Source organism: Streptomyces sp. R11 (assembly GCF_041051905.1).
Taxonomy (GTDB): Bacteria; Actinomycetota; Actinomycetes; order Streptomycetales; family Streptomycetaceae; genus Streptomyces.
Window position 1 is genome coordinate 3,088,894 of the sequence record NZ_CP163432.1, and the last position, 25,451, is coordinate 3,114,344.

The window sequence follows — 25,451 nt, forward strand, 5'->3', positions numbered from 1 at the left end:
CCGTATCGCCTCATTCGCTACTTGGTAGACGGCTGGGTGTTGCAAGCGGTTGCCTCAGGCCCGTGATTTGGTGGTCCAGATCACATCGCGAACTGACATGGGCTCAGGTGATTCGGGAAGCGGAAGGGGCCCGTCAGAAACGACGAAGCGGCCCCCGAGGATCGCTCCTCGGGGGCCGCTTCGTCGGGTCCGTGGGTCAGGCGGTCAGGTCGTCCTCGGCCGCCGACGCCCGCGGCACGGGCACGGTCGCCGGCACGGGGTCGGGCTCGGGCTCGGGGTCCATGTCGGCTCCGGCCGCCGTCCGCGACTCCTGGCCGACGTTGCGCGTCTCGGCCTTGATCGCGAGGTTCCCCACCGCGGTGTTGAACTGGTCGATGGACCTCGGCTCGTCCGGGCCGAGCAGGTACCGCTTGAGTTCCTCACGGTCCGCGGCCAGCGCGTCGGCGGCCGGATCCCGTACGGCGTCCAGCAGCTCGCCCAGCTCGGCTGCGCTGTTGGACAGGATCGTCGCGGCACGCACCGCGGTGTTCGCCCGCTTGAACTCCTCCACGCCCACCTCGGCGGAGTCCGTGACGGCGTACGGCTTGCCGCTGGCGATGAAGTCGGAGACCACGCTGGAGATGTCGGAGACCATCGCGTCGGAGACGTTGAAGCAGTCGTACAGGCGCGGCTCGGGGCCCGTGATGACGCGGTGCTCGTGGCCGGGGAAGGAGCGCCAGTACGCGGTGTTCCACTCGGCGCGCAGCCGGGCGACCTCCTCGTGCTTGGCGATGTCGACGAGCCCGTCGCGGGTGGCCTCGGCCTCGTCACCCTTGCCGTTGCCGTTGCCCTTTCCGTTGCCCCTCCCGTTGCCCTTGCCGGACAGCTCGGCGAGGCGGGCCTCGATGCGGGCCAGCTCGGCCTTGGCGGCGGTCAGCGCGGCGGTGTCGGCCGTGAAGCGCGCGTCGGTGACCCGCTCGGCGGCGGCCTGCTCGACCAGGGCGATGATCCGCCGGTGCGCGGCGCCGGCTTCCTTGCTGACGGTGCCGGTGAAGGGGTGCGGCTTGTACAGGACGCGGACCGGCGGGTCGGCCGACACCAGCTTCTTCACGATGCTCTCGCCGGCCAGCACGATCGAGGTGTTGCCGGGGTTGCCGTCCCAGCCCTCCCAGGTCGGGGCGTACAGAACCGTCGGGATCCTGCCCTCGGGGACACCGCTCCAGCCCTGGATCGGCGCCAGCTGCGGGCGGCCGACCTCGACGATGTCGGCGTCGCGGACACCGACGTCGGCGATGGCATAGCGGTCGCGGCCCGCGCGCCCGGCGGTCCACACCTCGTCGTAGACCTTGCTGTACGGGTTGACGCTGGCCAGCTTGTCGCTGTCGCCGTGGCCGATGAAGACGTGCTTCATGGTGGGGACGCGCAGCAGGTGGATGTTCTTGCCGACGTTCGCCGCGTACAGCGCGACGCGCACGTTCGACAGGTCCAGGTTCATCAGGTGCACGCCGCCGGGCACGCAGATGACGGGGACCGTGGTGGGCGCGAGGTTGTTCAGGATGACGCGCTCACGCAGGATGATCAGCGGCTTGGAGTCCAACTGCTCCATGGTCTCCAGCCACATGTTGACCTGGTAGGCGGAGTCCTTGGAGCCGGAGAAGTACAGCACCGTCTCGGGCCGGTACTCGCTCAGCCAGTCGTCGACGGCGGCCAGCACGGTGTCGGCGTTCGGCGGGATCTTCGCGCCGCGGACGTACGGTACGAGCGCCAGCACATAAAGGCAGCCAACGCCCACCGTGATGCCGATGCCGATGAAGCCGACGACGGCCGACTCCAGGGAGGCGGAGACGAGGATGCCGGCGACGGCCGCGAGGTCGAGGTGCAGCATCTTCTCGGCGGAGCGGTGCAGCAGCCTGCGCGGCGGGGCGTCCGGGATGCGGATGCGCGAGGCGAGGTCGACGTTGCGGGTGGCGACCGGCATACGGCGGCGGTTGCGGATCAGGGTGACCAGCGCGCCGTGCGGGGCCTGGAGGCCGTAGAAGGCGATGAAGCAGGCGATCGCGCCGTAGTAGATCAGGTCGTCCGCGAGGCCGAGCCGGGCCAGCAGCAGGATCAGCAGCAGTTGCCTGATCAGGAAGCGGATCGACAGACCTGCCCGCACCTTGCTCAGGCGGTTGACCAGATAGCTGCCCTTGCGGTGCAGATAGTGGTCCGCCAGGTACGTCACGGCGGCCGCGGCCGCGAAGGCGGGAACGCTCGGGACGAGCGCGGCCAGCATGAGTGCCGGGAAGCCCAGCATCATGAGGGCCGCCGCGGCCAGCTCGGCCGCGCTGCCCACCCGGGCGACGCGAATAGCGGTGGATATCACGGAGAACCTGCTCAGGGAGAGGGGCCGGTCTGAAGGGGGAAGGACTCAGGCCCCTGTGAATTCTTCGTTAACGAAGAATCGCAGAGGCCTGAATTCCATAAGGCTATTAACTGATGATTATGCCATGCCGTCCTGGCGGTCCAGAACACTGGCCAGCGCCTGCTCGAAGCCGGACGCCTTGCCGGCGGCCGCCGTCGGGTCCTGCTGGCGGACGTCGATCACATGGCCGGTCAGCTCGGAGAGCAGCACGTCGAGGGACGTGCGGGCGACGGCCTCGGAGGAGAGCAGGCTGCCCGAGGGCTCCTGACCGAAGGCCTTGGTGCGCATCGGGGTGGCGGTGCGCTCCGGGTTGATGCAGTTGACGCGGACGCCGTCGCCGGCCCACTCGTCGGACAGGGCCTGGGTGAGGTTCACCATGGCGGCCTTGGTCGAGGAGTACAGGCTGTACTCGGCGCGACCGCGGGTGTAGCTGCTGGAGGTGTAGAGCAGCAGCTGGCCCTTGGTCTCGGCCAGGTACTTGTACGAGGACCGCGCGATCTGCACCGGGGCGAGGTAGTTGACCTTCAGCGCCTCTTCGATGGTGGCGTTGTCGGTCTCGGCGAGCTTGCCGATGCGCAGGACGCCGGCGGTGTTGACGACGTAGTCGATGCGCCCGGTCTCGGCGTACGCCTTGGACAGCGCGTCGTCGACCTCCTCCGGGTTCTCCACGTGGGTACCGGTGGTGGAGCGCCCCAGCGCGTACACCTTGGCGCCGTAGGACTCGGCGAGTTCGGCGATGTCCTTGCCGATGCCGTAGGAGCCGCCGAAGACGACGACGGTCTTGCCGGTCAGCAGCTCGCGGTAGGCCTCTTCGCTGACCTGCTCGGGCGTGGCGGTGGAGGCCAGCTGGAAGAGCTTGTCGGCGATGAAGACGTCGACGGGCTGGGTGACCTTCATGTTGTACTCGTCACCCGCGACGACGTGGATCGGCACGTCCGGCAGGTACTTGAGCACGACGGAGCAGTCGTCCGTGGCCTGGAAGTTGGGGTCACCGGCGGCGACCTCGTAGGCCCGCTTGATCGTGGACAGCTTGAACGCCTGCGGCGTCTGGCCGCGGCGCAGCCGGGAGCGGTCCGGGATCTCGGTGATGAACTCGCCGTCCTCGCCGTGCGTGCGGGTCACGATGATGGTGTCCGCGGACGGGATGGCGACGTCGACGGCCTGGAAGCGCTCCAGCGCCACGACACAGTCGTCGATGACACGCTGCGACAGCAGGGGGCGCACGGCGTCGTGGAAGAGGACGTTGACGTCCTCGCCCTCGGCCAGTCCCTCGCCGAGGGCGGCGATGGCGCGCTCGGTCGTCTCGTTCCGGGTCGAGCCACCCTCGATGATCTTCTTGACCTTCTTGAACCCGGCCTTGGCGACGATCTTCTCGATGTCCGGTACATAACCGGGCGCCATCAACACGATGATGTCGTCGATCGAGTCGGCCTTCTCGAAGGTGGTCAACGTGTGCTCGATGACTGCCTTGCCGGCGATCTTCAGCAGCTGCTTGGGGATCGACAGACCCACGCGCTGGCCGGTACCACCCGCAAGGATCACTGCGGTGGTACGGGGCTTGGCTATGTGCTGGGACACAGGTGACCTACCTTGTGGCGACTGGGAACTTGGAAATGGTCCCACTTGGGGTTACCGCAGTGCAAGGTGAGCGTCCCCGTCTGCATATGTGCGCGCAACCTGTCATTCACCTTGTACGCATGGTCATTGCGATGAAGCCCGCCGGAAGTTCCCGGCCGTTGCCGTGAGTAACGACACAGGCTCACCGAAGCCTCAGCCGCTTGAGGCAACGGTGGCCGAGTACCCGCACCAACTCCCGGGACGACGTCTGGTGCACGGTGCGCGACTTGGCGGGCGCGGCGTGCCGCACGGGAGCGCCCGCCGCCGCGGCGAGAGCCCCGTACAGCGCATGCCCCGCCACCTCGGGAGCGATGCGCGCCGCGGCGTCGATCCGGCCTGCCGGCTGCTGCACGGCGGACAACTGCACAGCGGACAAAAGGGTTATGTCGCCGATAATCCGCACCCCCGTCGACCCGATCCGGTCCGCCATTTCGGCACCGATCCCGGCGGCGGCCTCCACGGCCCACTGCGGGGTGCAGATCTTCACGTCACCGGGACCGGGAGCGCACGTGTTCTTCATATGCATCACGGCGCCGTTCCGGACGAGCTGTGAATAGAGCTCCTCGGGCAGTTCATTGGCGCGGAATTCCTTATTAAGATTCCGCAGCATTTCGGTCTCGGCGAGGGTGAGCGAGCGGTTCGCGGCGTCCGGAATCGGCCACAGAAGGTGCGCAGGCAGCCCGAGCAGCGCCTCGAAGGCGCGCAGCAGGCCCTCCCGGTCCCGGTCGTCGACCACGACGACGGTGACCCGCTCCGCGCCGACCACCCCCGCCCAGCGCTCGACGAGCCGGTCATGCCGGTGCCGGCGCCAGAAACTGGGGGTGGGCCTGTCGTACGGCGGCTTCCTGAGCAGGTGCTCCAGCCAGTCCTCGTAGCCCATGCGCAGGCCGTTCTGCACGTACTGCTGCCACTGCGAGGGCATGATCCGCGCGAGCGGGCGCAGCGTGACCAGGACGTGCACGCGCTCGCCGCCGAGTTGCTCGACGATCCGCTCGACGGTGTCGTCGTCGGGGGCGTCGGCGAAGAACTCGCTGCTGATCACCGACGTACGCCGCCCCGTGCCGCGCACCTGCTCCAGCAGCCGCGCCCAGTGCCGCTCGGTGGGCGCGGGGTCGCCCATCATGCCGGTGCGGGCGCAGGCGGCCAGGACCGCCTCCATGGGGTGCCGGGTGGCGGCCGGCCACTCGACGCCGTGCCGGGCCATCTCGGCCCTCGCCTCGAACAGGGCGCCCTGGATCGAGGTGGTGCCCGTCTTGTGCGGGCCGATGTGCAGCAGGCGGGTCCCGGCGGCGAGCGGGGTGATGACGTCGCCGTTGGCCGGGAGTTCAGCTCTCGTACAGTCCGTCTCCATGGTCACAGGACGGTAAGAGGGCTTGCTGAGAGAGCACTGAGAGTGACCTGGGACACGGATGAGCCCCAGGTCCTCCAGCAGGCGTTACGGAAGTGACAGAGGTTGCGGGAGTTACACGACCTCGACGCCCGGCCGGCCCGCGTCGACCCGCAGCCGGGCCAGCGTGCTCGGCGTGGCCGTCTGCGCGCGCACCGTGTCCACGATCCGCACCTGCGCGTCGATGCCGTCGCGGCGGATGTCGAAGAGGTGGTAGCCGCGGTGGGCGTCGAGGAGCTTCCAGTGCGGGTTGTCCGGCAGGCGCGGGTCCCACTCCTTGTGGAAGGCGTCCTGGTCCTGGTCGCCGTTGCTGGAGATGGACGTACCGACGAACTCGGCGCCCACGACGTCGGAGCCCGGGTCGGTGTAATTCTCCTTGAGGTCGCTGATCATCGTCAGATGGCGGTCGCCGGAGAACACGACCGGGTTGCGGACCTGCTTCAACTCCTGCATCAGGGCGTTGCGTTCGACCTGGTAGCCGTCCCAGGCGTCGTAGTACCAGAGCTTGCCCTCGCCGACCTTGAGGTCGGTCTCGGCCATCATGATCTGCGAGCCGATCATGTTCCAGCGGGCCGGCGAGTGGCGCAGTCCGTCGATCAGCCAGCTCTTCTGCTCGGCCCCCAGCATGGTGAGCGACGGGTCCTGGGCCGCCTCCTGGCTCTTGACCTGGTCGCTGCGGTACTGGCGGGTGTCCAGCACGCTGAGCCGGGCCAGGCGGCCGAACTCGAGACGGCGGTACATCTGGATGTGCGGGCCGTTCGGGATGGCGCTCGCGCGGACCGGCATGTGCTCGTAGAACGCCTGGTAGCCCGCGGTCAGCCGCGCCACGAACGCGTCGTGCGGCTGCTTGTCCGGGTCCTGCGGGATCTCACCGGCGAAGTCGTTGTCGACCTCGTGGTCGTCGAAGGTGACCACCCAGGGCGCGTTCGCGTGCATCTTGGCGAGGTCCGGGTCGGTGCGGTACTGGGCGTACCGGTTGCGGTACTGGACCAGGCTGTACGGCTCGCCCGTGCCCTCGTGCCGGCGCACACCCGTAGCCGACGGCGTGGACTCGTAGATGTAGTCGCCGACGAACAGGACGAAGTCGGGGTCCTGGTCGAGCATGTCGGCGTACGGCGTGAAGTAGCCGTGCTGCCAGTTCTGGCAGGAGGCCAGCGCCATGCGCAGCCGGCCGCCGGAGCTCGTCGGGTGGGGCGCGGTGCGGGTGCGGCCGGTGGGCGAGAGCTGGCCGCCGGTGCGGAAGCGGTACCAGTACGTACGGCCAGGGCGCAGCCGTCGTACGTCGACGTGAACGCTGTGCCCCAGCTCGGGCCGGGCCTGGGCGACCCCGCGGCGCACCGGTTTGCGGAACCGCTCGTCCTCGGCGATCTCCCACTCGACGGACACCACGCGATCGGGCATGCCGCCGCCGTTCAGCGGGTCCGGAGCGAGGCGCGTCCACAGCACGATTCCGTCGGGCAACGGGTCACCGGATGCGACACCGAGGCTGAACACGCCGTCGGGCAGCGGGGTTTCGGCGGCCCGGGCGGCGCTGGGCAGCCACAGCTGGGCGGAGGCCGCGGCGCCGAGCACCGCGGCACCCGCGGTCAGAAAGCGGCGTCGGTCGGGCGATACGGATCCGGAAACACCGGTCATCGGCGAACTCCCCTGCCTCGCTGGCCTCTTGGACACTTCGGATGCTCACGCCCGAGGGCGGTCCGGCTGCTGAACTGCGAGCTTCGCGTGCATGACAACTAGGGAGACAACGGAAGACCCGCTGCGGCACGGCAACGTGCCCTTGCCACAACGGGTCTGCCGGTCGATCAGTGAGTGAATCCGGCTCGATCAGTAGTTGAACCCGGAGCCCAGCCTCGCGTTCGCCGCTACCGTGCCGAGCGTCCCGGCGCCGAAGGTGAACGAGCCGGTCGGGGTGGTGCCGGCCGAGGTGGACTCGAACACCCACACCGACCCGGCGTTCGCGTTCTCCCCCGGTGCGCCGACGACGAGTTCCGCGCGGCCGTCGTGGTCGGCGTCCACCAGGTGGGTGGCGCCGCCGAAGGCATCGTTGGTCTCCGCCGCGCCCGGCACATCCGCGGTGGCCTGGTTGACCCCGTGGGCACCGGTACCGGTCAGACCGTTCGCGCCACCGCGCAGTACGACGGCGCCGCCGGCGTTGCTCAGCCCGTCGAAGTCCTCGCCCGGCACGCCCGTGGAGACGTCGGCGTACCCGTCGCCGTCGACGTCGGCGACCGAGACGTCGGAGCCGAAGCCGTCGCCGCGCTCGGCGGCGCCGGGGACTCCGGCGCTGTCCTGGTTGACGTACATCGCCTTCGTGCCGACGGGCCCGTTCGCGGAGCCCGGTATGAAGGCGACCCGGCCGCCCGTGGGGATCGGGGTGTCGAGGTCGCTGTCGTAGCCGTCGACGGAACGGCCCACGACGATGTCCTCGTACCCGTCGCCGTTCACGTCACCAAGGTCGAGGGACTCGCCGCCCTGCACCCGCCAGTCCCTGGCGTCACGCAGCACGACGCCCTCGGCAAGCCCGTCCCGCGTGCCCCGCCAGTACGTGACACGGCGGGCGTCGTACTCGTCGCCGTCGTGCATGGTGCCGACGACGTCGTCGATGCCGTCAGCGTTCACGTCGCCGGTGGCCAGGTCCAGGAAGCGGGGATCGGAGTCGTCCAGGACGATCTGCTCCCCGCCGCTCGCGGAGCCGTCGCGGCCGAAGGGGCCCTTGATGACCCGCAGTTTGACCTGGCTCTCGACGACGACCAGGTCCGTCGCCCCGTCACCGTTCACATCGCCGACGGTCAGCTGCCCCTTGGCGCTCAGCCGGTCATAGGTCTCGCGCCCGTACGCCAGCGCCGCCCCGCCGGACAACCCGTTCGCCCCGCCCCAGACGACCTGGACGAGCCCGGTCTCGGCACCGCCCTCGACGGAGTCCTCACCACTGGCACCGACGATCAGGTCCGCGTATCCGTCCCGGTCGAGGTCGGCGGTGCTCACCGCGCTGCCGAACAGGTCCTCCGTCTCGGCGGAGTCGGTGACGCCGGCCGTGTTCTGGCTGACGACCTGCTTGGAGGCGGTCCTCAGCCCACTCGCCGACCCGTACACCACGGCGACGTATCCGGCCTTCGACTTCCCGTCGACGGTCGCCTCGGGCGCCGCGACCGCGAGGTCGGAGTAGCCGTCGCCGTTGAAGTCGTCCCGGAGTTCGACCGCGGGCGGAGTGTCCCCGGCCGCGTGGGCGGCGGGCAGCGCGGCCGCTCCCGTCACCGCCATGACAACGGCGAGTCCCGTGCGCCAGGTTCCTCTGCGCCTGTTCATGGTGCTGTCTCCTGTCGTTTTCGTGGGGGGATATCGGTACGGGGCTGTCGTCGCTCTCAGTCGGCCAGCCACGATCCGAACTGCGCCTGGGTCACGGTCAGGCCCATGGTGGCCGGACCGAACGAGAAGGAATGGGCGGCGGTGACACCGCTGGAGGTGGCGGAGAAGACCCACGCGGATCCCATGCCGAAGTTCTCGGCCGGGTCCCCGACGACCAGACCGTGCCTCCTGTCACCGTCGCCGTCGACGAGAGCGGTCTCCTGGCCGAAACGGTCCTGCCCTTCGGCGGTACCGGGCACCTTGCCGGTGTTCTGGCTGAACGACTTGTAGCCGGTGGCGGTCAGCCCGTTCGCGCCGCCACGCAGCACGAGCACGGTGCCCGCGTCGGTGAGGCCGTCGAAGTCCTCGCCGGGCAGGCCGGTCGCGACGTCGAGGTAGCCGTCGCCGTCGGTGTCGCCGATGGACAGCCCCGATCCCATGCCGTCGCCCCGCTCGCCGGCGCCGGGCACACCGGCGGTGTCCTGGTTGATCCACACCGGCTTGCGGGTGCTGGAGACGCCGCCGGGACCGCCGTAGACGACGGCCAACGCACCACCCTTCGTGGGAAGTTCGACGTCGCTGTCAAGGCTGTCGACGGAGTGGCCGACGACGATGTCGCCGTACCCGTCCTTGTTCAGGTCGCCGATCCTCGCGTCCTCGCCGCCGACGATCCTGCCCTGGGCGTCCTTGAGATTGCCCTGGTAGGTGAGACCGTTGGGGCCGCCCGTGAGCAGGGACACCGCGCGCGAGTCCGGCTCGTCCTGGGAGGAGGTGCGCACGGCGAGGTCAGCAGTGCCGTCGCCGTTCACATCACCGGCCGTCACGGAGTGGTACGACGAGTGCCCGTCGGGGTCGATGTCGAAGGAGTCCTTCTTCGCGGGCTCGCCGGCGCGGGTGAACGGGCCGTGCCACACCCTGCCGGGTGCCTCGCTGTCCGGCCTGTCGTCGCTGACCATGACCACATCCGGTCGCTTGTCGCCGTCCACGTCCGCGACGGTGAACCGGCCGCCCCACTCATAGCCGGTGCTCCAGGTCAGTCTCGTCGGCGTGGCCGACAGCCCCTTTGACCCGCCCCAGTTGACGACGAGGGCGAACCCGGAGTCGACGTACGGCATCTCCGACTCGGCCGTCGACAGCAGGTCCGCGTATCCGTCCCCGTCCAGGTCCGCGCTCGTCAACTGGGCTCCGTAATAGCCCTCGTTCGTACGGTTGGGCCACGTCAGCACCTGCTTGCGCGAGGTCGACAACCCGCTGGAAGAGCCGTACAGCACACTGATCGCGCCGCGCAGCGGTTTCCCTCCCACCGTTGTGGACGGGGCACCGATCGCCGCATCGGGGTACCCGTCGCCATTGAAGTCGTCGTGCAGCCGCTTGCTGCTCGGCGTGGCGGCCCTGGCCTCGGTGGCGGCGTTGACGGCGGGCACCACCAGCGCCCCGCCGACAAGCGCGACGCCGGTGGCGAGGACGATCCCCACGCGGCGGGAGCGCGGAGCACGGCGGTGGGAACGCGAAGTCATGTGATTCCTGACGTAGGGAAGATAGGGGTGGAGGCGTGGGAGGGGGCGGCTGATCAGCGCGGGAACCGGTCACCGAGCCGGGCGCCGCTCGCGACCGTGCCGAGGGTGCCGGCGCCGAAGGCGAAGGAGCCCTTCGCGGTGACACCGGCCGAGCCGGACCGGAACACCCACACGCCTCCGGCACGCGCGTCCTCCCCGACCGCGGCCACGACGGGTTCGGCCCGCCCGTCGCCGTCGGCGTCGACCAGATGCACGTTCTCGCCGAAGCGGTCGTCCTTCTCGACGGTGCCGGGAACGTCCGCGCTGTTCTGGGCGAGGAGTCTGCCGCCGGCCCCGGTCGGCCCGTCCGGTCCACCGGGTACGACGACGAAGGCGCCGGCCTGCTGGACCGTGCCCAGGTCCTCGTACGGGTCGCCGGCCAGGACGTCGCCGTAGCCGTCGCCGTTGATGTCGCCGACCGCGAGGTCGTAGCCGAGCACGTCCCCGGCCTCGTCGGCGCCGGGCATGCCCGGCGTGTCCTGGGTGATGGTCCGGGGGGCGACGGAGTCGGCCGGGCCGCTCGCCGTGCCGTAGAGGAACCTGAGCCGCCCATGACCCATGACGATGTCCTCGCGGCGGTCGCCGTTGACGTCACCGAGGGCCAGCGTGTGGCCGGGTCTGATCCTCTCGCCCTGGGCGTCCCTGAGGACGACGAGGGGGCGCAGGCCGTGGCGGCTGCCGCGCAGGAAGTTCAGGTGCTCGCCACGGTTGCCCTCGTCGTCCGCGTCGAACGAGCGGGCCAGGGTGACGAGGTCGGTGATGCCGTCACCGTCCACATCGCCGGCCACCACCCTGACCAGGTCGAGGTCGCCGTCGACGAGCTGTGCCCCGGTCGTGCCGGCCGGCTGACCGCCGCGCCCGAACGGCCCGTACTCCACACGGCCGTTGTCGAGCAGGTCCTGATGCCCGTCGCCGTTGAAGTCACCGGTGACGGTCCCGCCGCCGCTCTGGTACGGGCTGTCTCCGACAGCGGGCCGCACCTTCCCCGAGGTGAGGCCGCCGGGGCCGCCCCACAGCACGGTGCGGCTGCCCTCCCGGGCGATGCCGCCCTGCTCCCACCGCTCGTCATCGGCGGACACCTGCAGGTCGCTGTATCCGTCGCCGTCCAGGTCGGCCGTGACGAGGTCCGAGCCGAAGCGGTCATCGGCCTCGACGGTGCCCGGAATCCCGGCGGAGTCCTGCGTGTACACCTTCTTGACCGTGGTGCGCAGTCCGTTCGCGGATCCGTACAGCACGGCGACGTAGCCCGCCTTCGCCCTGCCGTTCACGGTGGCGTTGGGAGCGGCGACGGCCAGATCGCCGTACCCGTCACCGTTGAAGTCCTGCCGCACGGTGGCGGTCGCCGCGTGGGCGGACCCCGTCGGCAGTACACCGACGCTCGCGGCCACCAGGGCGGCAGCCATGGCGGCGGTACGCCGCGTCCTGCGCGAAACAGCCTCGACCACGTCGACTCCGGGAATTCGATGGGCAGTTGACGGTGGTGAGGCCTCGAAAGTTCAAGATCCTCATCCACGCCGCCCAGTACGACTCACCGGGGATCGAAGGGGTTGCCCTGGGATACGCCGCGAATTTTCCTGGAGTTAACCAATCCGGCCAGCGGCACACACTGGCGCCGGGACACCGGCCCGGGCATCCCAGCCCGTCCGCGGTGCACTCTGAACGCCGGCCCAGGCAAGGTCAGCCTGTCCGGCGTTTTGAGGACGAGGCCGTTCAGGCCGAAGCGGGGGCCTGGGGGCGGCAGCCCCCAGTCGACGGCACCGACAACGCCGCACGCCCCCCAGGCCTCAGAACGGCTCGAAGTCGTCGAACTCCCGGAGGGCCTCGTCCCGTTCGGCCTCCTTGTCACGCCGCCGCTGCGCAGCGGGCCGCGGTGCCTCGAAGCGGTGGTCCTCGCCACGCCGGCCGAGCATCTCCGCCCCGGACATCAGCGTCGGCTCCCAGTCGAAGACGACGGCGTTCTCCTCGGGCCCGATGGCCACGCCGTCACCGGACCGGGCGCCCGCCTTCATCAACTCGTCCTCGACACCGAGCCGGTTGAGCCGGTCGGCGAGATAGCCCACGGCCTCGTCGTTGTTGAAGTCGGTCTGCCGCACCCAGCGCTCGGGCTTCTCACCACGCACCCGGAACAGCGGCTCGCCGCCGGAGTCCTCACGCGTCACGGTGAAGCCGGCGTCGTCGACGGCCTTCGGCCGGATCACGATCCGCGTCGCCTCTTCCGTCGGCTTCGCGGCCCGCGCCCTGCCCACCAGGTCGGCCAGCGCGAACGACAGCTCCTTGAGGCCGAGATGCGCCACCGCGGACACCTCGAAGACCCGGTAGCCACGGGCCTCCAGATCCGGCCGCACCATCTCGGCGAGGTCCTTGCCGTCCGGTACGTCGATCTTGTTCAGGACGACGATCCGCGGGCGGTTGTCGAGCCCGCCGTACTCCTGCAGTTCCGCCTCGATGATGTCCAGGTCGGAGACGGGGTCCCGGTCGGACTCCAGCGTCGCGGTGTCCAGGACGTGCACGAGCACACTGCACCGCTCGACGTGCCGCAGGAACTCCAGGCCCAGGCCCTTGCCCTGACTGGCGCCCGGGATCAGACCCGGGACGTCGGCGATGGTGTAGACGGTCGAGCCCGCCGTCACCACACCCAGGTTCGGCACCAGCGTCGTGAACGGGTAGTCCGCGATCTTCGGCTTCGCGGCGCTCAGCACCGAGATCAGCGAGGACTTGCCGGCACTCGGGTACCCGACCAGCGCCACATCGGCGACGGTCTTCAGCTCCAGGACGATGTCCTGGAGGTCCCCCGGCTCACCGAGCAGCGCGAACCCGGGTGCCTTGCGCCGCGCCGACGCCAGCGCGGCATTGCCGAGCCCGCCCCGGCCGCCCTGCGCGGCGACGTACGACGTGCCCTGCCCGACCAGGTCGGCGAGTACATTGCCCGCCTTGTCGAGCACGACGGTGCCGTCCGGCACGGTGAGGACCAGGTCCTGCCCGTCCTTGCCGGAGCGGTTGCCGCCCTCACCGGGCTTGCCGCTGGTGGCCTTGCGGTGCGGGGAGTGGTGGTAGTCGAGCAGCGTGGTGATCGACTGGTCGACGGTGAGGATCACGTCCCCGCCGCGCCCGCCGTTGCCGCCGTCGGGCCCGCCGAGCGGCTTGAACTTCTCACGGTGGACGGAGGCACAGCCGTGGCCTCCGCTACCCGCGGCGACATGCAGCTCGACGCGGTCCACGAAGGTGGTCATGGGATGTGCCTCCAGTTACGTACGGGGTGTTCTCTGAGAACTAACACGCGAAAGGCGGACCCGCTTCCCGTGAGGGAAGTGAGGTCCGCCTCGCGAAAGTTTCCGATCAGGCGACCGGAACGATGTTCACGACCTTGCGGCCACGGTGGGTGCCGAACTGCACCGAACCGGCCTCCAGGGCGAACAGCGTGTCGTCGCCGCCACGGCCGACGCCCGCGCCCGGGTGGAAGTGGGTGCCGCGCTGACGGACCAGGATCTCGCCCGCGTTGACGACCTGACCGCCGAAGCGCTTCACGCCGAGGCGCTGAGCGTTGGAGTCACGACCGTTACGGGTGGACGATGCGCCCTTCTTGTGTGCCATCTCTCCTCAGTCCCTTACTTCGCAGCCGCGGGGATCTCAGTGACCTTGATCGCCGTGTACTGCTGGCGGTGGCCCTGACGACGGCGGTAGCCGGTCTTGTTCTTGTAGCGCAGAATGTCGATCTTCTGGCCCTTGTGGTGGTCCACGACCTCGGCCTGGACCTTGATGCCGGCCAGCACCCACGGGTCACTGGTCACAGCGTCGCCGTCGACAACGAGCAGGGTCGAGAGCTCGACCGTGTCGCCAACCTTGGCAGTGGAAATCTTGTCAACCTCAACGATGTCGCCGACAGCAACCTTGTGCTGGCGACCACCGCTGCGCACGATGGCGTACACGCGGATCTCACTCTCTCGCTCGGGAACGGCACCCCCGCAGTCCAGCCGCCCGGCACGCGGACAGCCTCTCCGGAACACCCTGTGCTCAGGAGGGATGAGGTTTACGGGGATGTGGCGTGCCTATATCCACGGACACGCCGACGGTCAAGGTTACGGGGCCATGGCCAAGGGGGTCAAACCGGGCCGGGCTCCAACGCAGTGCGGCCGGTCACATGGACCGGCCGCACCACGCATCAGTTGTCGCCCATCAGTGGCGCATCACTCGTCGGTGGCAGCCGAGACGGTGGTCTTCTTCGCCGTCGACTTGGCCGCTGCCGTCTTGGTGGTCTTCGCCGCCTTCTTGGCCGTCACCTTCTTTGCGGCCGTCTTCTTGGCCGCGGTCTTCTTGGTGGTGGCGGCCTTCTTCGCCGTGGCCTTCTTGGCCGTCTTACGGGCCGTCTTCTTGGCCGGAGCCGCCTCTTCGACGTCCTCGTCGGCTGCCGGGGCCTCCGCGGCGCTGCCGGACTCCGCCTCGGCGGCCGGGACGACCACGACGGCCGTCTCCTCGGACGCGGTCGGCGCGGTGGCCTTGCGCACGGCACGGCGCCGCGCCCGGGCCGGAGCGGCGCTCTCGACGACCGCCTCGGCCGGAGCCGGCTCGGCCTGCTCCGAGAGAGCCTCGGCCGGGGCCTCCGCCACCTGCTCGGACGCGGCCTCGCCGACCGTCACGACGGCGGCCTCGGACCCCGCCGGCGACCCGGCGGGCGCGGACACCTTGCGGGTCGCACGACGCCGCGTACGCCCCTTGGGCGCGGCCTCCTCGGTGGCCGGGGCCTCGACGACCGCGTCCTCCACGGCCATCGGCTCGGCCTTCGCCTCGGCGGCCGACTCCGGCTGCACCGGACGCTCGACCTCCTGCTCGACGGTCACGTCCTGAGCCGTGGGAACCGTCTCGGACTTCCTCGGCGCACCCGCCGGAGCGGACGCCCGCCGACCGCCGCGGCGACGCGAACGACCGCCACGCCCGGCCGCGGCCTCGGCCTCGGCGACGCTGCTGTACAGCTCCTCGTCGGGCGCGAAGGCAGGCTCCGGAAGCGCGGCGGGCTGTGCGGCCTCGGCAGCGACCTCGGCCTCGGACTCCGCCTCCTCCTCGGCCGTCTCGGCCGGCTCGACGGCGACGGCGCCCTCGTGCACATGGTCCGGACCGGCACCGGCCCGCGCGCGCTTCTTGCGCTTGCCGCCGCCTCCGGCGGAGGTCGGCTGCTCCATGTGCACGATGACACCGCGGCCGTTGCAGTGGACGCAGGTCTCGGAGAAGGACTCCAGCAGGCCCTGGCCGACCCGCTTGCGCGTCATCTGCACGAGCCCCAGCGAGGTCACCTCGGCGACCTGGTGCTTCGTCCGGTCCCGGCCCAGGCACTCCAGCAGGCGCCGCAGAACCAGGTCCCGGTTGGACTCCAGCACCATGTCGATGAAGTCGATGACGATGATGCCGCCGAGGTCGCGCAGCCGCAGCTGACGGACGATCTCCTCGGCCGCCTCCAGGTTGTTCCTGGTGACGGTCTCCTCGAGGTTGCCGCCCTGGCCGGTGAACTTGCCCGTGTTGACGTCGACGACGACCATCGCCTCGGTCCGGTCGATCACCAGCGAACCACCGCTCGGCAGCCAGACCTTGCGGTCCAGTGCCTTGGCGAGCTGCTCGTCGATCCGGTACGTGGCGAAGACGTCGACCTCGCTGGTCCACTTCTGCAACCGCTCGGCGAGGTCCGGCGCCACGTGCGAGACATAGCCGTGGACGGTGTCCCAGGCCTCGTCACCGCTGACGACGACCTTGGAGAAGTCCTCGTTGAAGATGTCCCGGACGACCCGGACGGTCATGTCCGGCTCGCCGTACAGCAGCGTCGGCGCGTTGCCGTTCTTGGCCTTCTTCTGGATGTCCTCCCACTGCGACTGCAGTCGCTCGACATCGCGGCGCAGCTCGTCCTCGCTCGCGCCCTCGGCGGCGGTGCGCACGATGACGCCCGCGTCCTCGGGGACGATCTTCTTGAGGATGGTCTTCAGCCGCGCCCGCTCGGTGTCGGGCAGCTTGCGGCTGATGCCGGTCATGGAGCCCTCGGGGACGTACACGAGGTAACGGCCCGGCAGGGAGACCTGGCTGGTCAGACGCGCGCCCTTGTGCCCGATCGGGTCCTTGGTGACCTGGACGAGCACGGACTGGCCGGACTTGAGGGCGGACTCGATGCGGCGCGGCCCGTTGGCCATGCCGAGCGCCTCGAAGTTGACCTCACCGGCGTACAGGACGGCGTTGCGGCCCTTGCCGATGTCGATGAAGGCGGCCTCCATCGACGGCAGCACGTTCTGGACCTTGCCCAGGTAGACGTTGCCGACGTACGAGGTCGACTGCTCCTTGTTGACGTAGTGCTCGACGAGCACGTTGTCCTCGAGGACGCCGATCTGCGTACGGTCGCCGTGCTGGCGGACGACCATCACGCGCTCGACGGCCTCACGACGGGCCAGGAACTCGGCCTCGGTGATGATCGGCACGCGACGACGGCCCTGCTCACGGCCTTCCCGGCGGCGCTGCTTCTTGGCCTCCAGGCGCGTGGAGCCCTTGATGGACTGCACCTCGTCGGACGGCTCGGCCTTCGGGCGGGGCTCGCGGACCTTGACGACGGTGCGCTCGGGGTCGCCCTCGCCGGGCTCGGTGTCCACGGAGGAGTCACCGGCGCGACGACGACGGCGCCGGCGACGACGGCTGCTGGAGCTGGAACCGCCGTCTTCGCCTCGGGCGTCCTCGGCGTCCTCTTCGTCCTGCTCGGCGGTGTCCTCGGCGTCCTGCGCGGCCTGCGCGGCGGCGACCTCGTCGCCCTCGGCGTCACCGCCCTCGGACTCGGAGTCCGCGGACTCACCCCGACGACGACGCCGGCCACCACGCCTGCGGCGCCGACGCGACCCGGACTCCTCGGAGTCGTCACCGTCGGCGACGTCCTCGGTCTCCGCGTCCTCGGCTTCCTCGGTCTCGTCCTCGGCGGCGGCCTCGACGCTCTGGGTGGCCTCGGCCTCGTCGCCGTACCCGGCGCCCCGGCGCCGGCGACGACGCCTCGACGCGGCGGGCTGCTCCTCCGCGAACTCCTCGACGTCCTCGGTCTCCGCCTCAGCGGCGGCCTCGGCGGCGGCGCGCTGGGGCGTCTGGAACTGCGGCTCGGTGAACACGGGCGCCTGGAACACGGCCATGGCGGGCCGCGCGGGGCGCGGCGCCTCGTCGCCCTCGGCGGCGGCGGACTGAGCCGGCGCCGCGAAGCCGGTGGCCGCCCGCTGGACGACACGGCGACGGCGGCGGGGGGCGGCCTTCTCCTCGGCTTCGGCGGCGGGTGCCTCGGCGGGCTCGCCGACACCGGCCACCGCGGCGGTCACGGTGTCGATACCGGGGGTCACGGGCGTCGCCGCCGTCACCGGCGTCTCGGCGGGGGCCTCGGCGGCCACGGCCTCGGAGGTCTCGTCGGCAGCAGAAGCCGCACGCCGTGTGGCGCGCCGGCGGGTGCGACGCGGGGCGGCCTCGGCGGCCTCCTCGGCGTCGGCGGAGATCTCGGCGGAGGCCTCGTCGCTCACGGGCGCCTCGGCGCTCTCCTCGGCCACCGCAGGGGCAGCGGCCTCGTCGGTGGAGGGAGTACCGGCGGGCACGGAAACCCGACGCGTGGCACGCCGACGCGTACGACGCGGCGCAGCGTCCTCGCCGGCCTCGGCCGGGGCAGCGGCTTCAGCGGCGGCAGGCAGTTCAGCGGCCGTACCGGAGGCATCGGAGACCGCGGCCTCGGCGGCCTCCGTCGGCGCGGGAGCACCGGCGGGCGCGGACGCCCGACGCACCGCACGGCGACGCGAACGGGGCGGCGCCGACTCCTCGGCCACAGCACTCTCGGCCGCGGGCTCTTCGGCGGCGGCCGGGCTCGCCTGCTCGGCGACTGGTGCGGCGGCAGCCACCGGCACCACGGTCTCGGCGGTCTCGGCAGCCGTAGGCGATCCGGCAGGCGCGGACGCGCGACGCACCGCGCGCCGACGCGTACGACCGGCAGGGGCGGCCTCCGCCGTCCCCTCCGCCTCTTCGGCGTCCTGGGTCTCTTCGGCGTCCGCGGCCTCGGAATTCGCCTCGGCAACGGCGGCCACGACGGCGTCGATGCTCTCCTGGCGCTTCTCGGCCGTCTCGGCGTCTTCGGTCAGGGCCGCCACATCGGAGGCATCGGCGACCGGTATGGCCGGCTCGACCACCTCTGTGGGCTGCGCCTCGGCGGCAGCCGTCGGCGGGCCCGCCGGGCGGGACGCGGCACGGCGCCGCCGCCTCGGCGGCAGGGTGTCGCTGGGAGTGTTCAGTTCGGAACCCTCATTGGGTTCGGTCGGTTCGAGCATGCGGGCGTTTCTCCCGTCAGGCTCCCGGGCGCCGCGCCTGGTCCGGCGGTATGCCGGTGACGTCCGCGGCTCGCGCATTGCGCGACTGCCGCCGTCCGGGGCGCGGGCGCCGCACGGGAGCTCTCTGTGTCCTGTCTCGCCGGTTCCGTACGCCGAATGCGTACGGCCTGGCGAAAGTCTTCTGGTCGGTGCGCTGCCCGACCCAGGTGGCTCCCGAGTACGAGGGCGGCGCTTCGACGACCGTCCCTACGCGGAACCTTCCTTACGCCGGCGCCGTCGCGGCGGCAGCGGTCTCGGCCTCGGTTGGGGCCGTCGCTGCCTCGCGGTCGGGCGCGAGCGGGTCGGTCACCGTGCCGGTCTCTTCATCGAACAGCCCCTGCGCCAGCCTGGTCACCGCTGCGGGGACCGGCGGCGCCAGGTCGGCCACGGCGCGGAGACCGGACAGGACGTCGTCGGGTCGTACGGCAGGCGTCACGTGCCGAACAACCAGCCGCAGTATCGCACAGGGCTGGTCGGTCGGCCTATCAGCCGTTTCACTCTGTGTTTCAAGTTGTACGACCGCGGGGCGGGCGTCGAAGGTGCGGAGGCCGTTCTTGGTCATCCGCTGGACCTCGACCGCCTCGGCGGCGTTGAAGGCCGCCACGGCTCGCTCGGCCTCGGCCGACTCCACGCCGGCCAGCCGCAGCTCCCACACGGAAGCGGTGAGCCGGTCGGCGAGCCCCGAGGTCCGGGCCTCGACCGCGTCGACGATGTCGAGGCCGGTGGGCAGCGACTCGTCGAGAAGAACCCGCAGCTTCTCGGGATCCCGCGCTGTGGTGAGCGCGATCTCCAGATACTCCGCCTCACTGCCCGTGCCGGTGGGTGCGGCATTGGCGTACGACACCTTCGGATGCGGCGTGAACCCTGCCGAGTACGCCATCGGCACCTCGGCACGGCGCAGCGCACGCTCGAAGGCGCGCTGGAAGTCACGGTGGCTGGTGAACCGGAGGCGGCCGCGCTTGGTGTAGCGCAGTCGGATGCGCTGCACCGCGGGTGCGGGCGGCGGGCCTTCGGGCTGTCGCTTGCCCAGTGTCGTTCAGTCCTTCGTGAGAGCGGTCGTACTGCTACCAAGAGTACGTGTCTCACGGCCCAGAGGTTCCCGTCGGGCCACGGCTTCCCGCTTCTTCGGCTCCCCGAGCAGCATCCGCCGGAAGTCGGCCCGCGCCTGACGTACGGACTCCCGGACGTCGGCGAGGGCCTGCCGGGTGGCCCGCCCCACGCTGCGCGCGGCCTCGGCGGCGGGCCGTAGCACCGCGTCCCGGACGAGGTGCCCGACCGGTGTGAGCACCGTCCGGTACACCCATCGCACCGGCTCCACGAAGATCCACCGGAAGAGGCTCGCGAGGAACCGCCCGACGGCGAGCGAGATCCGCCCGGCGACCCGCCACGCATGCCCGAGCGCCTCCCAGATCTCCCTGCCGATGACGGCGAGCACACGGCCGACGGGCGCGAGGACCCACCGGTACACGCCCAGCGCGGGCAGCACGAACAGCACGCGCCCGATCCAGTACAGCCCGATCCCGATTCCGGTGACGACCGTGCTCACGACCCACAGCAGGCCCCTCGCGCACCAGGCGATCGCCCGCCCGAGGGGCGCGAGGACCCACTCGTACACCCACACGGCCGGGACGACGAGGAGATACCGCACCAGCCACGCCACGACGGCGAACGCGCCGAGCCCGAACGCGGCGAGCAGCGCGCCGAGCCCCCTGAGGACCCACATCGCCGCTTGCCCGATCGGTGCGAGCACGCGCGCGTACAGCCATCCCAGCCCGGCCCCGACCCCTCGCGCCAGCCAGGCGCACGCGTGCCCGATGCCACGGGCCACCCACGCACACGCGTGCCCGAGGGGAGTGAGCACGTACCGGTACAGCCACACCAGCGGAACGACCACGAGTACGTTCCCCAGCCAGGCGAGCCCCTGTGCGACGGGCACGACGACGTATCGCCACAGCCCCACGAACGGCCACACGAACAACGCCCGCCCGCCCCACAGCAGCGCCCGCCCCAGCGGCCGCAGCATCGTGTCGTTCAGGAAGCGCCCGGCGACGACGAGCGCGTCCCACACCATCCGCACCGGCACGACCAGCAGTAGCACGACGATCCGCACGGGCAGCCGTATCGCGACGACGAGGCACCCGTCCGGCGCTGCCGGCTGCTCGTGCCTCGCAGGCGGCTTCTGTGGATCCGCGGTCGGCGGCTTCTCAAGGTCCATATTCGTGTAGACGCCGCTCTCGCCCGTCCGGATCCCACTCCTGCGCACAACCTCCGGCCCGAGGCCGGGCGTTCGCATTGCGCGATGCGCAGGCCGGGTGAACAGTGGATTCGTAGGGTCGAGTCGGCCGAGTCGGCAAGCAGATGATGCAGTACACCGCACAGCGCATCTGGGATCACCATGGCCAGAACAACTCGGCGGTACGCCTTCCACAGGCTCAACGCGTCTCTCCTGGCCGCGGCACTCGCGTTGCCGGCAGGCCTGACGAGTGCGGTGGCAGCACAGCAGACGCCCACCGCGTCCGGGCACCACGCACCCGCACAGACAACGCCTCCGCCACCCCCCTCGCCGCCCTCCCCACCTTCGCCGACGCCGCCTCCCCCGACGACGCCAGCCACCACCCCTACGCCCCCACCCCCTGCGCCGACCACGGCCACGACCACACCGACCGATACCGATGCGTCGGATTCGGACCGCACGCCGACGACGACTGATGAGCCGTCAGGTACCGCCACCCCGGACCAGCCCACGCCCGAACCACCGTCGGAACAAACGAAGGCGATCGACGAGGTGACGGCGACCCTGAACAAGACGCGGGACGACGTACCCGCGGAACTCACTTCGACCGTGGACACCTTGACCGCCGCGCTCAGGGCAGCGACGGACCCGGCGACGACACCCCAGGACAGGGAAGCGGTCACCGAGAGCGCGAGGAAGCTTGCCTCGGCACTGTCGGTCATCAGCAAGGACGGCACGCCTCGCGAGCAGCGGGACCGGTTGACCGTGCTCGTGAAGCAGATGACCTCCACCCTGGTGGTGGGCCAGCAGCCTGATTTGCCGGCCGAGGACCGGTCGCGGCTCCTGCTGGTGGTGGAGCGGACGACATCCGCCCTGGACACGATCGGGGATGCCGGGACGCCGAAGAAGTTGCGCGGGGAGCTGGCGGCAATCGTGGAGGAAGTGAATTTCGCCCTGGAACAGAGTCGTGGCCAGGGGGAGATGGGCCGTGCTGCTTTGTGGGTGAGCTCGTCGCAGGGGTTCCTCACGGGCGCAACCGCACAGCCGGAGCACTCGAGCGCACCGGGACAGCACTCGCGCAATCCGCAGGATCAACGGGACGAACTCGCGGATGCGACACGGCGGGTCAGTCGGCCGATGAAACAGGCGACCGACCCCAGGACCTCACCGGAGAAGCGAGACGAAGCCCGGAACGAGATGGAAGACGGGACTGCTCGTATGAAGGCTGAGCAGGACAAAGCCGCCTCGGAGCAGGAGCAGCCCCAGGCCCCCCTCGGGAAGGCCGCCGAAATGTGCACCAACGCCGTGCTCAAGGCTCTCTCTGCCCGGACACTCGAAAAGGGGCTGAAAGACCTGACTCCCTCGAGCTGGGACAGCGCAGGGGTCAAAGATTTCTGGAAGGCCAGGGAGCAGAGTAACGACGTGCTCGTCGTCCGCGCCCAGTTGAAGAACGACGAGCACGCCCACGCCCCCTTCGGCATCGCACCGCTCATCACGAAACTCGCCGACCTCCTGCCGGGGAAAGAACTGATTTGGACCCTCGGAACGCCCAGCGGTCTCCATTGCAGGCAGACAGCTGCGTACCTCGATGAGGACGGCGTCACGGCAGGAACCTGGCTCACGACGGGCGACCAAGGGTAGAGAGCTGAATCCCCGTCATGCACCGGAGGATCTCAGCAATTCCGCGACGGACACCTCCGCACCGGCCCGGATTCTCGCAGCGCCGTACCTGTCCAGCTCCCTCCTTACCTCACCGTAGGCAACCTGCCCCCTCTTGACTTGACCTGAAGAAATAGCGGAAATGGGCACAGCGCCCGGCGACCAGACCGCCTTCACAAAGCGTGGTTTACGCGTCACGTTGATGAGGTTGTTGTTGTGTCGCACCCGCCCTTGATAGATGAGTTGCTGCCCGCACAGCTGCCATGCGCAGTAGTAATCGTCATTTTCATTCCAGGTATAGTGCGCAGTGCTGAATTCGTCGACATCCAGCTTCCCTCGATCCTTCCTCATGTATGAGACCTGCACGTCGACGCTGACTGTGTCATACGTTGCATCTTTGGGGACTTGGAACACACGCTCGAGAGCGTATTCCTGCCCGACTTCGAGCCACTTGCCGGGGCCATAGAAATGACTACTGCTTATGGTGGTCTTCTTGAGATCGTCGACATAGAGCTCCGCCTCCCCGGTCAGATAGCCCGACTTTCCTGCACTCTCCCTCCACTCCCTCAACAAATCTCCATTCTGAGAGAATCTGGAATAATTGGCGCCTCGGCCGCGGACCGTGTAGATGTCATTGAGGATGTAGACGGGGATCCCGCCGGTGTTCTTCATGCGCAGCGACAGCGGAACGTGGACGAACGGCAGCCCACGGTCCGCCTGCGCAGCCCCGAACTTCGCCTGCAAAGTGAAGTGCATCGGCGCTGCGGTGGGTTGATACATGGTCGAGTACGCCAGACTGACACCAGTCAGAAGCGCGGTGGCGACCACTCCGGCGGCAAACCTCTTCGGCTGCGGCACTCCTCCCCACGATCTCTCCCGAACAAGCAGGAAGAGCGCCCACAGAGACCAGCACCAAAGCGGCAGGAAAACCAGCGCATAGGGCGTGTACTCCGTTTCCTCCAGCCACATGAAGAGAAGCAGACTGTCCGTGGCCAGCGAAATGAGCACCCCCAGCAGAACAAGCGCCCCGGAAATCTTGAACTGCCGTCTCCCCCAGTAGTCGAGCGCCATCAACGCGGCCGCACCCTGCACCAGGCCGGACAGCACGAAGAGGATCCCAGTCAGCCGTTGCGCAAAAGTCAGCGCACCGGCCGCGTCCGGCCATCCGACAACCGCGTTGAGCCCCATGGAAGCCAACAGTCCGACCGTCATCAGCACGAGGATCGCGCGTCTTCTCCACGCCCGGTCGGGCCACGTGCCGCTGTCACCGCCGCGCCAGCAGATGAGTGCCGGGTCCTCCAGATCCGCATCCTCCGGGTAGCCGAGACGGCCGAGTATTCGGCGCAGCTCCCTCAACGACCAGGCGCTGCCCACCGTCTCACTGCCCACGGTCACCCGGCGAAGCCCACGGGTGTCCGGCGACTCGACAACGACCCATGGACGCAGACTCATGCCCCCAGCCTCGAACGCACCCCACCCCTGCGCACGTGGGGCTCCCCCGTTCGGCCCTCAACGGCACCCAAGTCGACGACCTGCGGTCTCATCGTCCCGCTAGCCGGCAGTCCGGTTGAAGCAGGTGATGTTGAGTCTGACGCCGTTCGCGCTGTTGAGCGCCGTGGGGGAACCACCCCGGGCCGTCTGCCCGGGTCGGATGGCCGTCTCCAGCTCAGTGCCGTTCCCCAGTCGAGTGCCAGTGGCATCGACGGCTTCCCACTCCCATGAGTTGTCGCACTTCTCGCTGCTGGTGTTCTTGATCGTCCAAACGACCAGACATCGGTGAGGCCTGCTACCGAGCGATCGTCCAGCTGGAACCTGACCAGGTCTGCCCGCTCGCCCTGCGGGTCCTTCTCTCCCCGGGACGCGTTCTCGCTCGCCGCGTCGGTGGGAGCGGATGTGGTGCTCTCGTCGTCATTCGCCGCCGCGACCACCAGCACAACCACGACGATGACAGCCGCCACGGCCGCAGCCAAGGCGCCGACGCATCCCCACCATGAACTCCCAGCGGTGGTGCCTACCGGGTAGCGGCAGTGTCACGCCCGGACGGTCCGGGTTACCGGTGAACTGGACGGACGTGACGTCGGTCAACGGGGCATCGAGCTTGGCGTCGACGACGAGCCACGGCTGCGCGTAGGTGGAGCCGGCGAACTCGCTGGCGCGAAGGCCGCGGACGGTGCTGCGCCCGCCGTCACAGGCCACGACGTAGCGCGCGCGGGTCGCGGTCTGGCGCCCACGATCACCACATCGGTGTTCTCGGGGTCGTCGGTGACGGCGCCCGCGTTCGACTCGGTCTGAGCTTTCAGCAATATTCACGACGCCCTCAGTCGACCGCTCAGGCAAGTCACCGGCCCACAGCGAGCGACTATGAAGCCGCATGATGCTGTTGTGCGCGAGGCGTAAAGGTCGCTGTGTTCATGCCACCGGCCCCTGCTACATTGCGCCCTCAAGATCAGAAAAACGGGGGCCGGACATGACCGTGCAAGGGCACGCCGGGGGCTATCAAGTCCAGACGAGCGCGATGAACAGCGAGGCGCAGACACTCGACACGGCGGGTGACGACGTCGGTGCCATCGCCAGGGCGGTCAAGGACACCGCCTGCTACCCCTCGGACGTCCTCGGCGGCTCCGACGCGGGCCCCGCGTACAACAACTTCGCCGGTGACTGGCAGGCAGAAGCCAAGGTCCTGGAGAGCGCCCTGCACGAGCTGGCCGACAAGGTGCGGGTGTCCAAGGCGAACTACCAGGGCGCCGAGCACGCCTCCATCCGGGGCATGAGCGCCGCGGGCGGCGAGGGCGTGACGACGATGCCCGCGCCCGCGGGGGATGCTCCCGCGCCGGGCTACCGCACCATGCCCGCGCCCGGCACGCCGCCGCGCGGCCTGTCCGACTTCGGCTGAGCGCCCTACGTACCGCTTACGCGTCCGCACTCC

General features: G+C 69.9%; 18 protein-coding genes. 3 read left to right on the forward strand and 15 right to left on the reverse strand.

Annotated features, from left to right (window positions below; all coding sequences use genetic code 11):
- Window positions 1-196: 196 nt before the first annotated feature.
- The 13 genes from AB5J55_RS14045 to AB5J55_RS14105 form a co-directional block, all read right to left on the reverse strand.
- Window positions 197-2,314 carry a hypothetical protein gene (locus AB5J55_RS14045; protein ID WP_369276180.1) on the reverse strand — a complete coding sequence of 706 codons (2,118 nt, stop codon included), beginning with the start codon at window positions 2,312-2,314 and terminating at the stop codon, window positions 197-199.
- Window positions 2,315-2,461: 147 nt separating this feature from the next.
- Window positions 2,462-3,961, reverse strand: coding sequence for a D-ribitol-5-phosphate cytidylyltransferase (locus tag AB5J55_RS14050; protein WP_369271005.1), 1,500 nt, complete (start codon window positions 3,959-3,961; stop codon window positions 2,462-2,464).
- A gap of 181 nt (window positions 3,962-4,142) precedes the next feature.
- The gene (locus tag AB5J55_RS14055) at window positions 4,143-5,351 is read right to left on the reverse strand and encodes a hypothetical protein (RefSeq protein WP_369271006.1); all 1,209 of its coding nucleotides are present in this window, start codon (window positions 5,349-5,351) and stop codon (window positions 4,143-4,145) included.
- Between the two features lie 111 nt (window positions 5,352-5,462).
- On the reverse strand, window positions 5,463-7,022 hold the full coding sequence (locus tag AB5J55_RS14060; protein ID WP_369271007.1) for an alkaline phosphatase: 1,560 nt from the start codon (window positions 7,020-7,022) through the stop codon (window positions 5,463-5,465).
- A gap of 189 nt (window positions 7,023-7,211) precedes the next feature.
- On the reverse strand, window positions 7,212-8,693 hold the full coding sequence (locus AB5J55_RS14065) for an FG-GAP repeat protein (RefSeq protein WP_369271008.1): 1,482 nt from the start codon (window positions 8,691-8,693) through the stop codon (window positions 7,212-7,214).
- Between the two features lie 56 nt (window positions 8,694-8,749).
- A complete protein-coding gene (locus tag AB5J55_RS14070; RefSeq protein ID WP_369271009.1) occupies window positions 8,750-10,249 on the reverse strand; it encodes an FG-GAP repeat domain-containing protein in 1,500 nt (499 codons plus the stop codon).
- Window positions 10,250-10,302: 53 nt separating this feature from the next.
- Complete coding sequence (locus AB5J55_RS14075; RefSeq protein WP_369271010.1) at window positions 10,303-11,733, reverse strand: VCBS repeat-containing protein; 1,431 nt, start codon at window positions 11,731-11,733, stop codon at window positions 10,303-10,305.
- A gap of 339 nt (window positions 11,734-12,072) precedes the next feature.
- A complete protein-coding gene (gene obgE, locus AB5J55_RS14080) occupies window positions 12,073-13,518 on the reverse strand; it encodes a GTPase ObgE (RefSeq protein ID WP_369271011.1) in 1,446 nt (481 codons plus the stop codon).
- 106 nt (window positions 13,519-13,624) lie between these two features.
- Entirely contained in the window at window positions 13,625-13,879 is a 255-nt protein-coding gene (gene rpmA / locus AB5J55_RS14085) for a 50S ribosomal protein L27 (RefSeq protein WP_003990207.1), read from the reverse strand.
- A gap of 14 nt (window positions 13,880-13,893) precedes the next feature.
- Window positions 13,894-14,214: a 50S ribosomal protein L21 gene (rplU, locus tag AB5J55_RS14090; RefSeq protein WP_004931419.1), complete on the reverse strand. Its 321-nt coding sequence runs from the start codon at window positions 14,212-14,214 to the stop codon at window positions 13,894-13,896.
- 258 nt (window positions 14,215-14,472) lie between these two features.
- Window positions 14,473-18,594 (reverse strand): Rne/Rng family ribonuclease, encoded by a 4,122-nt coding sequence (locus AB5J55_RS14095; RefSeq protein ID WP_369271012.1) that lies wholly within the window; start codon window positions 18,592-18,594, stop codon window positions 14,473-14,475.
- Window positions 18,595-18,856: 262 nt separating this feature from the next.
- Entirely contained in the window at window positions 18,857-19,621 is a 765-nt protein-coding gene (locus AB5J55_RS14100; RefSeq protein WP_369271013.1) for a TIGR03936 family radical SAM-associated protein, read from the reverse strand.
- Window positions 19,622-19,669: 48 nt separating this feature from the next.
- Window positions 19,670-20,848, reverse strand: coding sequence for a hypothetical protein (locus AB5J55_RS14105; protein WP_369271014.1), 1,179 nt, complete (start codon window positions 20,846-20,848; stop codon window positions 19,670-19,672).
- A gap of 143 nt (window positions 20,849-20,991) precedes the next feature.
- On the opposite strand from AB5J55_RS14105, the gene AB5J55_RS14110 reads away from it, so the two are divergent.
- Both AB5J55_RS14110 and AB5J55_RS14115 read left to right on the forward strand, forming a co-directional pair.
- Window positions 20,992-21,342, forward strand: a complete 351-nt coding sequence (locus AB5J55_RS14110; RefSeq protein WP_369271015.1) for a hypothetical protein — start codon at window positions 20,992-20,994, stop codon at window positions 21,340-21,342.
- Window positions 21,343-21,418: 76 nt separating this feature from the next.
- A complete protein-coding gene (locus AB5J55_RS14115; protein ID WP_369271016.1) occupies window positions 21,419-22,507 on the forward strand; it encodes a hypothetical protein in 1,089 nt (362 codons plus the stop codon).
- A gap of 15 nt (window positions 22,508-22,522) precedes the next feature.
- On the opposite strand, the gene AB5J55_RS14120 is transcribed toward AB5J55_RS14115, so the two are convergent.
- Both AB5J55_RS14120 and AB5J55_RS14125 read right to left on the reverse strand, forming a co-directional pair.
- Complete coding sequence (locus AB5J55_RS14120; RefSeq protein WP_369271017.1) at window positions 22,523-23,977, reverse strand: hypothetical protein; 1,455 nt, start codon at window positions 23,975-23,977, stop codon at window positions 22,523-22,525.
- 456 nt (window positions 23,978-24,433) lie between these two features.
- Window positions 24,434-24,898, reverse strand: coding sequence for an FAD-dependent monooxygenase (locus AB5J55_RS14125; protein WP_369271018.1), 465 nt, complete (start codon window positions 24,896-24,898; stop codon window positions 24,434-24,436).
- Window positions 24,899-24,992: 94 nt separating this feature from the next.
- Between AB5J55_RS14125 and AB5J55_RS14130 the strand changes: the two genes are divergently transcribed.
- Window positions 24,993-25,418 (forward strand): type VII secretion target, encoded by a 426-nt coding sequence (locus AB5J55_RS14130; protein ID WP_369271019.1) that lies wholly within the window; start codon window positions 24,993-24,995, stop codon window positions 25,416-25,418.
- Window positions 25,419-25,451: the final 33 nt, after the last annotated feature.